This window comes from Hydrogenophaga sp. ANAO-22 (assembly GCF_042466645.1).
Lineage (GTDB): Bacteria > Pseudomonadota > Gammaproteobacteria > Burkholderiales > Burkholderiaceae_C > Hydrogenophaga.
In genome coordinates this window covers 5,051,011-5,062,350 of record NZ_CP159956.1, presented here as the reverse complement: position 1 = coordinate 5,062,350, position 11,340 = coordinate 5,051,011, and the positions used below count along the sequence as shown (strand labels likewise).

Sequence of the window (11,340 nt, the reverse complement as noted above, 5' to 3'; positions counted from 1 at the left end):
AGAGGGCCCGCGGAACCGCCTTTGCCGGGCCGCCAGGCCCGCCCCCCTCCAGGGAGGACGCGCGGCAGCGCGGCGGGGGGTGCTCCGATTACTGCTTCTGAATCTTGGCCTTCTCGATCACACCGCTCCAGCGGCGGATGTCGGACGCGAGCAAGGCCGCGTTCTGTTCCGGCGTGCTCGAGCGCGCGTCGATGTTCAGGCCGCGCAGCTTTTCGCGAACACCGGGATCGGCCACGGCGGTGGCGATTTCCTTGTGCAGGCGCTCCACCACCGCGCGCGGGGTCTTCGACGGCACGGCCAGCGCGTTCCAGGACGACGCGATGTAGTCCTTGACGCCGGCCTCGACCGCCGTGGGCACCTCGGGCAGCACGATGGAGCGCTTCTCGCCGGTCACGGCCAGCGCGCGCAGGGCGCCGCCCTGGATCTGCGTGAGCACCGGCGCCAGGATTTCCACCGCCACGTCGACCTGCTGGCCACGGATGGCGCCGATCAGCGCGGGCGAGCCGTTGTAGGGCACGATCTGCGCGTCGATGCCGGCCGTGCTCTTGAACAGCTCGGCCGCGAGGTGCTGGGTGCTGCCGATGTTGATGCTGCCGATGTTGATCTTGCCGGGGTTGGCCTTGGCGAAGCTCACCAGCTCGCCCAGGGTCTTGTGCGGCGAGTTCGCGGGCACCACCACGGCGATGTCGAAGTAGCCCAGCGTGGAGACCGGCGTGAAATCCTTGATGGTGTCGAACGGCAGCTTCTGGAACAGGCTGGCCGTCACGGCGGTGCCGTTGGACATCAGGAACATGGTGTGGCCGTCGGGCTCGGAACGCGCGACCGACTCGGCGGCCACCACGCCACCGGCACCGGGGCGGTTGTCGATCACCACCGGCTGGCCGAGCTGGCTGGTCAGCTTCTCGGCCACGATGCGGGCGGTGAGGTCCCCCACGCCACCGGGGCCGAACGGCACCACGATGCGCAGGCCCTTGGACGGGAAGGCGGACTGCGCCACGGCTGGCAGGGCCGCCAGGCCCATGGCGGCGGTGGCCAGGGTGGCGCCGAGCACGGCGCGGCGACGGAGATTCAGGAATGTCGTCATGTCATTTACCCCACGAATTGAACCAACCAGAGAGAGACGGCCGGGAAGAAGAGCACCAGCAGGGTGCGCACCACGTCGCTGGCCAGGAAAGGCATCACGCCGCGGTAGCTCTCGCCAATGGGCACGTTCTTGGCCAGGCCGTTGACCACGTACACGTTCAGGCCCACGGGCGGCGCCAGCAGGCCGAAGCCCACGGTCATCAGCACCATGATGCCGAACCAGATCGCCACGGATTCCTGCGGCATGCCGAAGTCCAGGCCCATGACCACGGGGAAGAAGATCGGGATGGTCAGCAGGATCATGGAGAGTTCGTCCATCACCGCGCCCAACACCACGTAGAACAGCAGGATGCCACCCACCACCATCAGGGGCGAGACGTCCCAGCCCTGGATGACCGAAGCCAGCTGCGCGGGCACCTGGGTGAGGGCCAGGGCCGAGTTCATGAGATCGGCGCCGATGAAGATCATGAAAATCATCGCGCTGGCCGCGGCCGTGGAGTAGAAGCACAGCTTGACCTTGGCCCAGGTGAGCTCGCGCTTGAACAAGGCCGCGACAAAGGTGGCGGCCGCGCCGACACCCGCGCCCTCGGTGGGCGTGAACAGGCCGCCGTAGATGCCGCCGAAGACGACCAGGAACACGATCGCGATGGGCAGCACGCCCATCAGGGCCTGCAGCGTGAGCTTCTGCTCGTTCTCATCGTGCTCGGGCGCATGGCCAGGCACCAGGCGCACATAGACCGCGATGGCAATCATGTAGCCCACCATCGCGATGATCCCGGGGATCATGGCCGCGGCGAACAGCTTGGCGATGTTCTGCTCGGTCAGGATGGCGTAGATCACCAGCGGCACCGAAGGCGGGATCAGCACGCCCAGCGTGCCGCCGGCGGCCAGCGTGCCGGTGGCCAGACGACCGGAATAACCGTGGCGCTTCATTTCAGGCAGGGCCACCGAGGTGATGGTGGCCGCCGTGGCGACCGACGAACCGCAGATGGCACCAAAACCCGCGCTGGCCAGCACGGCGGCCATGGCCAGGCCGCCCTTGAAGCGGCCCATGACCACGGCGGCGAACTGGAACAGCGCCTTGGAGATGCCGCCCTGGGTGGCGAAGTTGCCCATCAGGATGAACAGCGGAATGACCGAGAGGTCGTAGCTGGCGAAGCGCGCGAACGCCATGCCGTTGAGGTTGTTGAAGAAGGGCGGCAGGCCCACCTGGTAGATGTAGCCGAAGGTGCCGGCGGCGAACATGGAGACGGCGATCGGCACGCGGATCGCCATCAGGATCAGCATCACTGCGAAGATCGACCCCGCGAGACTCAAAGAACTCATTCGCCCTGCTCCGAAAAATTGCCAATGAATGCCTGGTACAGGGCGATCAAGCCAGTCAGCACGAACGGCGGAACCATGAAGGCGTAGGTGATCCACTCGGGGAAGCCGAGCATCATGGTGGTGGTCTGGGAGGCGTAGGCGCTCATGCCGCCGATGGCGGTGCGCCACGCCAGCGCGAACATCAGGAAGGCCAGCAGCAGGCTGCCGAAGCGGTCCAGGCGCGCGATGCCGGCCTCGGACACCTTGGCGGTGAAGAAGTCGACGATGATGTTCTCGCGCTTGAGCTGGCACCAGGGCATGAAGAGCGCGATCGCCGCGCCCGCGGTGACAGCGGTCAGCTCGTAGTCACCCACCAGCGTGACGCCGATGGTGTTGCGGCCGATCAGGCTGAAGCAGGTGATCAGGGTGATCACCGTGAGCAAGACCCCGGCCAGGATGGCGCAGAACCTGGCCAATAAAGACAGCACTTTCAAACTTGTCACCTTCAAAAAAACGACCAATTCACGTCCGCTGAGCACAGCGAAAGCGAATCGGTCACTCAGTAGAGGGACGGCCAGGAGGGCCGTCCCGTGGGGGGTGCGGGATTATCGCTGGTACTTCGCGATCAGCGCACGCGCTTCCGACAGGAGTTTGGCCCCGTCGATGTTCTTGCCCTTCATTTCGTTGACCCAGTCGGTCTCGACCGTGGCCGCGGTGCGGCGCCAGCGCTGCGTCTCGGCCGCGTCGAGCGCCACGATGTTGTTCTTGGCCTTCTCGGCGATCTCGCGGCCGGCCTTGTCGCCGTCGTCCATGGCCTTGCCGAACAGGGCGGCGGTCTCGATGCCGGAGTTGGCGTCGATCACCTTCTTGAGGTCGGGCGGCAGCTTCTCGTAGCTGGCGCGGTTCATGGAGAACGCGAAGGTCTGGGTGTACAGGCCCTGCTTGCCGGCGAAGGTGGTGTGGTTCTTCACCAGCTCCGTGACCTTGAGCGAGGGCGTGACTTCCCAGGGGATGGTGGTGCCGTCGATGGTGCCCTTGGACAGGGCGTCGGTCACGGCCGGCACCGGCATGCCCACGGGCGTGGCGCCCAGCTTGGTGAGCATGTTGTTGATGACGCGCGAGCCGCCGCGCACCTTCATGCCACGCAGGCTTTCCAGGCCGGTCACCGGCGTCTTGGTGTGGAACAGGCCGGGGCCGTGGGTGTGCACCGCGATCAGCTTGACCTCGCGGAATTCGTCGGCGGCGAACTTCTCGACGTATTCCTGGAAGGCGCGCGAGGACTCCTCGGCCGAGCCGCTCATGAAGGGCAGCTCGAAGACTTCGGACTTGTTGAAGCGGCCCGGGGTGTAGCCCAGCACGGTCCAGGTCAGGTCCACCACGCCGTCGCGGGCCTGGTCGTACAGCTGCGGGGGCGCGCCGCCCAGGGCCATGGCATGGAACAGCTGGACCTTGATCTTGCCGCCCGACTCGGCCTCCACCTTCTGCGCCCAGGGGATGAGCGCGCGCGCCGGGATGGTGGCCTGCTGCGGCAGCATCTGGTGCAGCCGCAGCGTGACCTGCTGCTGGGCCATGGCGTTGCCCGCCATCAGGGCACCAGCGAGGGCACCCACGGCCAGCAAGGCGGTTCGGCGTTGGATGAATCTCATGCTTGTCTCCAGTTCCTTGTGTTCGCCGGGTCGGTAGCGTGTGGGCGCACTCCGACTTCCGGCAGGCTTGAAGAACGTCTTGCCCACACTGTGCATGGCCGCCGGCATCTCCGCCAGCCAGATAACCGACTTTCAGTTATGCCGTTTTTCTATGAAACCTTCGGGTGGTCGCCCGCCTCAGCGGCGGCGGATGAGCTTGATGGCCGGCATGGAGGCCGGCGCGTGCACCGTGGCGTGACCGGCCAGCACTTCGCGCAGGTTGCGCTGGGCCAGGCGGGAGTGCTCGCGCATGATGGCCTCGGCGCGCGTGCCTTCGCGCTGTTCGATGGCGTCGAGCACCTGGCGGTGCTGGTCCTGCGCCACCACCAGCATGTCGCGCGCGCGCTGGGAATGGGCCTGCATCACCACGAAGCCCGAGGGCGAGGCGAACGGCAGGGTGAGCACTTTGTCCAGCTGGCGCGCGATGGTGGGGCTGTCGGCCATTTCCCAGACCAGGGCGTGGAACTGGCTGTTGAGCGCCACGTAGTCGGAAAAGCCCTTGTCGTCGAGCGCGGGCACGGCGAGCACGGTGTCCAGGCGGTTGAGGCATTGCCGGGCTTCGAGCAGCACCGCGCCGGGCGCGCCGCGCTCGGCCGCCAGCCGGGCCAGCAGGCCTTCGAGCGTGCCGCGCAGTTCGATCGCGTCGGCGATGTCGCGCTCGGAAAAGGTCTGCACCACGTAACCGCCGTTGGGCAGGGCTTCGAGCAGGCCTTCCTGCTCCAGCCGCATCAGCGCGGCGCGAATGGGGGTGCGCGAGACGCCCAGGCGCTCCACGATGGCGAGTTCGGCGATGCGCGAGCCGCCGGCCAGCTCACCCGAGAGGATGAGTTCGCGCAGCTGCAGCAGGGCGCGCACCTGCGCGCTTTCGGTGGCGGCGCCCACGGGCTCGGGCGGGGACAGGGTGGTGGCGTCCAATGTCATGGGATACGCAATGTATACAGAAACCGCCATTTTTCAAGCGATTTGCCATCGAATCGGGGTTTTCCATAGGTTTATGTATGCATTGAAGGCTGGCAAAGTGCGCCTTCACCCCATTTTCAGAACCCAACGACCCGAGGACGTTTTCCACCATGAGCCTGCGCACCCATGCCCCGTTCCGCGCCGACCACGTCGGCAGTTTTCTGCGACCGGCCTACCTGCTCGAAGCCCGCGAGAAAAATGCCAAGGGCGAGATCGGCGCGGCGCAGCTGCGCGAGGTGGAGGACCGGGCGATCGCCGAGATCGTGAAGTTCCAGGCCGATGTGGGCCTGCAGTCGATCACGGACGGCGAGTTCCGCCGCACGTATTTCCACATCGATTTCCTGGAGCAGCTGGGCGGTGTGAAAACGGACATTCCGGTGACGATCCGCAAGCCGGACGGCACGGAAGAACTGGCGCCGCCGGTGATCCGCGTGATCGACAAGGTGCGGCACGCGAAGAACATCCAGTTGGCGGACTTCGAGTACCTGAAGGCGCAGGTGGCGGCTTTGGGTCTGCCCGCGCCGGTGACGCCGAAGGTGACGATTCCGTCGCCGACGATGCTGCATTTCCGGGGTGGGCGCGCGGGGATCAGCAAGGAGGCCTACCCGGAGCTGGACCCGGTGTTCTACGACGATGTGGCGAAGGCGTATGGCGAGGAGTTGCAGAGTCTGGCGGACGCCGGTTGCACCTACGTGCAGATGGACGACACGAACATGGCGTACCTGTGCGATGAGCGGATGCGCGAGGCGGCGCGGCAGCGGGGGGACGATCCGAACGAGTTGCCGCACCGGTACGCGGGTTTCATCAACAAGGTGGTGGCGCACAAGCCGGCGGGGATGACGCTGGCGATGCATTTGTGCCGGGGCAATTTCAAGAGCACGCACGCGGCGGCGGGGAACTACGAGCCGGTGGCGGAGGCGTTGTTGTCGGAGATGAAGCTGGATGCGTTTTTCCTGGAGTACGACGACGATCGTTCGGGGGATTTCCGGCCTTTGCGTTTTTTGAGCAAGGGCAAGGTCGTGGTGCTGGGGCTGGTGACGACGAAGTTCGGTCAGCTGGAGAGCAAGGACGATCTGAAGCGGCGCATCGATGAGGCTGCCAAGTACGCGCCGCTGGAGCAGATGTGTCTGTCGCCTCAGTGCGGGTTCTCTTCCACCGTGCATGGGAACAACATCGCTGTGGAGGATCAGCGTCGGAAGCTCGCCCTTGTGGTGGAGACGGCTCGGGAGGTTTGGGGCTGAGGTTTCTCTCTCGCTGCGTTTCAGGCAGGGACCTCGCGTCAGGCCAGTGGCGACGCCCGCCTGCTCCGGCCCTGCTCGCGGACGTCTGCCCGGGTCCGCGAACACCCTTTCGTCAACACCGCGCTGGCGCTCAACCTCTGTGGCAACCGCGAATGGGGGCCTGCGCATTCGGGCATCGCCACCGTCCTGCAAGCGGCGTGGGCACACCAAGCTTGGCGCGCCCACCCAGCAGGCACAAAAAAGGCCGCCCGAAAAACGAGCGGCCCAAGCAACTCAAGAGAAACTTGAATTACTTGCTGTGCTTGGCAATCAGGGCACGAGCTTCAGACACCAGCTTCGCGCCGTCGATGTTCTTGGCTTGCACTTCCTTCACCCAGTCGGCCTCCACGGCCGCCGCCGTCGCCTGCCAACGCTTGGTTTCAGCAGCGTCCAAGGTCACCACCTTGTTGCCCAGCTTCGTCGCCGACGCCAGACCCATGCGGTCACCCTCGTCCATCGCGCGACCGAACAGCGCCGCCGTCTCCACACCCGAATTCGCGTCGATCACCTTCTTCAGATCCGCCGGCAGCTTGTCATAGCTGTTGCGGTTCATCGTCAGCGCGAACGTCTGCGTGAACAAACCCTGTGGGCCCGAGAACGTGGTGTGGTTCTTCACGATCTCCGCGATCTTCAGCGAAGGCACCACCTCCCACGGAATCGTCGTGCCCTGAATCACACCCTTGGTCATCGCCTCCGTGACTGCCGGCACCGGCATGCCCACCGGCGTCGCGCCCAGCTTCAACAACATGCTGCTGATCACCCGCGAACCGCCGCGCACCTTCTTGCCCTTCAGGTCTTCCAGCTTCGTCAGCGGCTCCTTCGTGTGGAACAGGCCCGGGCCGTGCGTGTGCGCCGCCAGCAGCTTCACGTCCTTGAACTCATCGGCCGCGTGCTTCTCCACGAACTCGTGGAACGCGCGCGACGCCGGCTCGGCCTTGCCGCTCATGAACGGCAGCTCGAACACCTCGGCCTTGTTGAAACGGCCCGGCGTGTAACCCAGCACCGTCCAGGAAATGTCCACCACGCCATCGCGCGCCTGGTCGAACAGCTGCGGCGGCGAACCACCCATGGACATCGAGTGGAACAGCTGCACCTTGATGCGGCCACCCGACTCCGCCTCGACCTTCTTCGCCCACGGCACGATGGCCAGGGCGGGGATGGGCGCCGTCGGCGGCAGGAACTGGTGCAGGCGCAGCGTCACGGTCTGCTGCGCCAGGGCGCTGCCCGCCAGGGTGGCCGCGCCAAGGGCAGCCATCGCCACGATGGCGTTGCGGCGTCGAAGGAATGTCATGGAGATGCTCCTGAGAGAAAGGGGGAAGGAGAGAAAAAACGAAATCCGTGCGGTCCACCCCCTGAAGGGCGGCCAGGACATGACATGTGCCGCGTCAGGCACAAGAGGCACACTGTGCAGCCATCGCGCGCCCCGCGCCAGCCTGTTTAGGTACAAACAGCTATTCCATCTTGTTATGAAACCTGCTAAGCGGTTTTTGATCGCTCGCCCTCTCCCATGAGCTCACCGATCCAGTTCCACTTCGACTTCATCTCGCCCTACGGCTACTTCGCCTCGCTGCGCATCGAAGCCCTGGCCGCGCGCCATGGCCGCGCGGTGGACTGGCGCGCCATGCTGCTGGGCGTGTCGGTGATGAAGGTGATGGGCCTCAAACCCTTGATGGACACGCCCCTGAAGGGCCCTTACACCGCGCGCGACGTGCTGCGCCACGCGCGCGAACACGGCCTCCCGATGAAGCGCCAGCCGAACGACCCGGTGATGAACCCCCTGCCCTGCGCGCGCGCCTTCGCCTGGGTGAAGCAGCACCAGCCGGCCCACGCGGCCGCGCTGGCGCACGCGATCTACGCGGCCTATTGGGGCGAGGGCCAGGACCTTTCCACGCCCGAAGCCCTGCGCGGCCTCGCCCTGCCCGAGGGTTTGTCGGCCGATGCCGTGGCCGAGGCGGCCGCGGGCGATGAAGCCGCGTCGCTGCTGCGCGCGATGGTCGACACGTCGCTGAAAGCCGGCGTGTTCGGCTCGCCCACCGTGGTGGTGGACGGCGAACCCTTCTGGGGCGTGGACAAGCTCGATCAGGTCGAGCGCTGGCTCACGCGCGGCGGCTGGTAGCCCTCGCTCAGTCGAAGCGCAGCTCGGTCTCGACGGCCATGGCCGCGAGACCTTGCATGAGGCGCTCGCGCAGCGCTTCGTCGCGCGGGCCGGGCACGGTGATCACCGCGCACTGCCGCCCGCCCCGCTCCAGCGCCTGCACGCGCGCCGGCACACCGGGCGCCCATTCGCGCAGCGCCTCGGCCAGCTTGATCTCGATCGCGCGCAGGCGCAGCTCGGGCTTGAACACCTTGCCGATCGCGGTCATGGGCAAGGCCTCGAGCAGCACCACGCGTTTGGGCACCGCCGGCCGTTCGTAGACCTGCGGCGCAACCAGCGCCAGCAACTCATCGGCAAGCAGCGTCGTACCCGGCTTGAGCGTCACGAAGGCCACCGGCACCTCGCCCGCGTAGGCATCGGGCTCGGCCACCACGGCGCACAAGGCCACGGCGGGGTGCGCGAGGAACGCGTCTTCCACCAGGCCGGGGTCGATGTTGTGCGAGCCGCGGATGATGACGTCCTTCGCGCGGCCGGTGATGTGGATGCGGCCGGCCTCGTCGAGGTGGCCCAGGTCGCCGGTGACGATCCAGCCCTGCTCGAACATCCCGGCGTTGCGCGCCGCGTCGGTGTAGCCCGGGCTCACGTGCGGGCCGCGCAGCACCAGCACGCCGGTCTCGCCCGCCGCGCAGCGTTCGTCCAGCTTCGCCTCGCCATCGCGCCAGGGCACGGCATGCACCTCGGTGTAAGGCAGGCGCAGGCCGGCCGAGCCGGGCGTGCGCGGCCCGAGCAAGGGCTCGATGCTCACCAGCCCCGCGCACTCGGTCATGCCCAGGATGTTGCGCACGGGGATGCCGGTGGCGGCTTCGAAGCGTTGCGCGAGTTCGGACGGCAGCGGCGAGCCACCGGTGTAGGCCGCGCGCACGGTGGTGATGTCCGCGTCCACCGGCACGCCCATCAGGGCCGCGAGCACCGTGGGCACGCAGGCCAGGTGCGTCACCCGCTCGCGCTCGCAGAACCGCCAGTAGCGCTGCACGAAGCCGGTGTTGCGCATGCCGCTGAGCGTGGGCAGCACCTGCCGCGCGCCCACCGCGAGCAGAGCCAGGCCATAGACGAAGGCGCCGGCCACGTGGAACAGCGGAAAGCCGTTGATCTCCACCGCGTGCTCGTCCAGGTCGTAGAAGGCGTGGGCGAACCAGGCCGTGTGCGCCTCGTTGCCCTGGGTGTGCTGCGCGAGCTTGGGCGCGCCCGTGGTGCCGCCGGTGTGGAACAAGGCCACCACACGGTCAGGGTTCAGGTCGGGCTCGAAGCCCAGCGCCTCGGGCTGCGCGGCCAGCAGGTCCTGCAGCACCGGCACCTCGGGCGCGGTGGACTCGCCCACGCGGATCTGGATCAGCGGCAGCGCATGGTGCCGCACCACCTGCTCGGCCACCGGCCACACCGCGAGCTCGCCGTTGGGCCCGAGCGCGACCAGCAGCTTGGCGTTCGAGGCTTTCAGCAAGGCCGCGATGTGATCGGGCTGCAGCAGGTAGTTGATGGGACACACGCGGCCCGCGAGCTGCGCTCCCCAGAGCACCGCATGCGCCTCGGGCAGGTTGGGCGCGAGCAGCGCCACCGCGGCGTCCGGCCCCACGCCCAGCGAGCGGAACAGGTTGGCCGCGCGGTGGATGTCGGCCAGCAGCGCGCGGTAGCTGATGCGGCGGGGCTCGGTGGCGAGATCGGCGTCGGGCAGAAAGCGGAACGCCTCGCGCTCGGGGAAACGCTCGGCCGTGGCGCGGATCAGCGCATACGGACTGCGGTGCGGCGCGGTCTGCCCGCGCGGGGTCTGCTCCAGCCGCTCGATGTCGGCCAGCGAATGAAAGGCTGTCAGCATGTGGTGTCCTCAACGCGGGAGCGCCGGAGCGCCCGGGTTCCAGCCAGAGATGCCACGGAACCGGCTTCGCCGGGCCGTAGGCATCGCCCCCGGACGGGGGTCGCGCGCAGCGCGGCAGGGGCGATCAATCCAGCCCCAGCAGGCGCACCGCGTTGCCCTTCAGGATGCCGGGCATCACCTCGGGCTTGAAACCGGCGACCTCGAAGTCCTTCATCCAGCGCTCGGGCGTGATCAGCGGGTAGTCGCTGCCGAACAGCACGCGGTCCTTCAGCAGCGTGTTGGCGTACTGCACCAGCTGCTTCGGGAAGTACTTCGGGCTCCAGCCCGAGAGGTCGATCCACACGTTGGGCTTGTGCGTGGCCACGCTGAGCGCCTCGTCCTGCCACGGGAAACTGGGGTGGGCCATGACGATCTGCATGTCGGGGAAATCGATCGCCACGTCGTCCAGGTGCATGGGGTTGCTGTACTCCAGCCGCAGACCGCCGCCGCAGCGCATGCCCGAGCCGATGCCGCTGTGCCCGGTGTGGAAGATCGCGGGCAGCTTGTGCGCGTTGATCACCTCGTAGATCGGCCAGGCCATCTTGTCGTAGGGGTGGTAGCCCTGCACCGTGGGGTGGAACTTGAAGCCCTTGACGCCCTCTTCCGCGATCAGCCGCTCGGCCTCGCGCGCGCCCATCTTGCCCTTGTGCGGGTCGATGCTGGCGAAGGCAATCATCATGTCGCTGTTCTCGCGCGCGGCCTGCGCGATCTCCTCGTTCGGAATGCGCCGGCGGCCGAGCTTCGATTCGCTGTCCACGGTGAACATCACCAGGCCGATCTTCTTCTCGCGGTAGTAGGCGATGGTCTCGGCGATGGTGGGCCGGCGGTTGCTGCCGAAGTACTTGTCGGCCGCGCGGTCGTACTCCTCGCCGTAGTTGTCGAAGGGGTTGCGGCAGCTCACTTCCGCGTGGGTGTGGATGTCGATCGCGAGCAGGTTCTTGTGGTCCATGGGTGTCTCTCTACCTAGGGTAAACACGGGGGTCGTTTTCGACCGGTGTGCTTGTTTTGGTTATTGTTTATAAC

At 67.0% G+C, this 11,340-nt stretch carries 10 protein-coding genes; 2 read left to right on the top strand and 8 right to left on the bottom strand.

Translation table 11 applies throughout. The annotated features are described in order from the left end of the window. Positions 1 to 88: 88 nt before the first annotated feature. The 5 genes from ABSY19_RS24550 to ABSY19_RS24530 form a co-directional block, all read right to left on the bottom strand. Positions 89 to 1,084 (bottom strand): Bug family tripartite tricarboxylate transporter substrate binding protein, encoded by a 996-nt coding sequence (locus ABSY19_RS24550; RefSeq protein WP_382156715.1) that lies wholly within the window; start codon positions 1,082 to 1,084, stop codon positions 89 to 91. Positions 1,085 to 1,089: 5 nt separating this feature from the next. Then, complete coding sequence (locus tag ABSY19_RS24545; protein WP_382156713.1) at positions 1,090 to 2,409, bottom strand: TRAP transporter large permease; 1,320 nt, start codon at positions 2,407 to 2,409, stop codon at positions 1,090 to 1,092. Then, positions 2,406 to 2,876 carry a TRAP transporter small permease gene (locus ABSY19_RS24540; protein ID WP_382163930.1) on the bottom strand — a complete coding sequence of 157 codons (471 nt, stop codon included), beginning with the start codon at positions 2,874 to 2,876 and terminating at the stop codon, positions 2,406 to 2,408. The genes ABSY19_RS24545 and ABSY19_RS24540 overlap by 4 nt, the downstream gene beginning before the upstream one ends. A 117-nt stretch (positions 2,877 to 2,993) precedes the next feature. Further along, positions 2,994 to 4,034, bottom strand: coding sequence for a TRAP transporter substrate-binding protein (locus ABSY19_RS24535; protein ID WP_382156711.1), 1,041 nt, complete (start codon positions 4,032 to 4,034; stop codon positions 2,994 to 2,996). A gap of 177 nt (positions 4,035 to 4,211) precedes the next feature. Then, positions 4,212 to 4,994: a GntR family transcriptional regulator gene (locus ABSY19_RS24530; RefSeq protein WP_382156709.1), complete on the bottom strand. Its 783-nt coding sequence runs from the start codon at positions 4,992 to 4,994 to the stop codon at positions 4,212 to 4,214. Between the two features lie 149 nt (positions 4,995 to 5,143). On the opposite strand from ABSY19_RS24530, the gene ABSY19_RS24525 reads away from it, so the two are divergent. Then, on the top strand, positions 5,144 to 6,274 hold the full coding sequence (locus tag ABSY19_RS24525; RefSeq protein WP_382156707.1) for a 5-methyltetrahydropteroyltriglutamate--homocysteine S-methyltransferase: 1,131 nt from the start codon (positions 5,144 to 5,146) through the stop codon (positions 6,272 to 6,274). Positions 6,275 to 6,563: 289 nt separating this feature from the next. Here ABSY19_RS24525 and ABSY19_RS24520 read toward each other — a convergent pair whose 3' ends face one another. Then, positions 6,564 to 7,604 (bottom strand): TRAP transporter substrate-binding protein, encoded by a 1,041-nt coding sequence (locus tag ABSY19_RS24520; protein ID WP_382156705.1) that lies wholly within the window; start codon positions 7,602 to 7,604, stop codon positions 6,564 to 6,566. Positions 7,605 to 7,820: 216 nt separating this feature from the next. Here ABSY19_RS24520 and ABSY19_RS24515 point away from each other — a divergent pair, with 216 nt between their 5' ends. After that, on the top strand, positions 7,821 to 8,429 hold the full coding sequence (locus ABSY19_RS24515; protein ID WP_382156703.1) for a 2-hydroxychromene-2-carboxylate isomerase: 609 nt from the start codon (positions 7,821 to 7,823) through the stop codon (positions 8,427 to 8,429). A 7-nt stretch (positions 8,430 to 8,436) separates the two neighbouring features. On the opposite strand, the gene ABSY19_RS24510 is transcribed toward ABSY19_RS24515, so the two are convergent. Both ABSY19_RS24510 and ABSY19_RS24505 read right to left on the bottom strand, forming a co-directional pair. After that, the gene (locus ABSY19_RS24510) at positions 8,437 to 10,278 is read right to left on the bottom strand and encodes an AMP-binding protein (RefSeq protein WP_382156701.1); all 1,842 of its coding nucleotides are present in this window, start codon (positions 10,276 to 10,278) and stop codon (positions 8,437 to 8,439) included. A 124-nt stretch (positions 10,279 to 10,402) separates the two neighbouring features. After that, positions 10,403 to 11,266, bottom strand: a complete 864-nt coding sequence (locus ABSY19_RS24505) for an amidohydrolase family protein (protein ID WP_382156699.1) — start codon at positions 11,264 to 11,266, stop codon at positions 10,403 to 10,405. Positions 11,267 to 11,340 lie beyond the last annotated feature (74 nt).

What these genes read in the sequence shown, in the direction of transcription:
- ABSY19_RS24550 (WP_382156715.1), bottom strand. Translation starts at nt 1,084, where the DNA reads ATGACGACATTCCTGAATCTCCGTCGCCGCGCCGTGCTCGGCGCCACC.
- ABSY19_RS24515 (WP_382156703.1), top strand. Translation starts at nt 7,821, where the DNA reads ATGAGCTCACCGATCCAGTTCCACTTCGACTTCATCTCGCCCTACGGC.
- ABSY19_RS24530 (WP_382156709.1), bottom strand. Translation starts at nt 4,994, where the DNA reads ATGACATTGGACGCCACCACCCTGTCCCCGCCCGAGCCCGTGGGCGCC.
- ABSY19_RS24520 (WP_382156705.1), bottom strand. Translation starts at nt 7,604, where the DNA reads ATGACATTCCTTCGACGCCGCAACGCCATCGTGGCGATGGCTGCCCTT.
- ABSY19_RS24505 (WP_382156699.1), bottom strand. Translation starts at nt 11,266, where the DNA reads ATGGACCACAAGAACCTGCTCGCGATCGACATCCACACCCACGCGGAA.
- ABSY19_RS24545 (WP_382156713.1), bottom strand. Translation starts at nt 2,409, where the DNA reads ATGAGTTCTTTGAGTCTCGCGGGGTCGATCTTCGCAGTGATGCTGATC.
- ABSY19_RS24535 (WP_382156711.1), bottom strand. Translation starts at nt 4,034, where the DNA reads ATGAGATTCATCCAACGCCGAACCGCCTTGCTGGCCGTGGGTGCCCTC.
- ABSY19_RS24510 (WP_382156701.1), bottom strand. Translation starts at nt 10,278, where the DNA reads ATGCTGACAGCCTTTCATTCGCTGGCCGACATCGAGCGGCTGGAGCAG.
- ABSY19_RS24525 (WP_382156707.1), top strand. Translation starts at nt 5,144, where the DNA reads ATGAGCCTGCGCACCCATGCCCCGTTCCGCGCCGACCACGTCGGCAGT.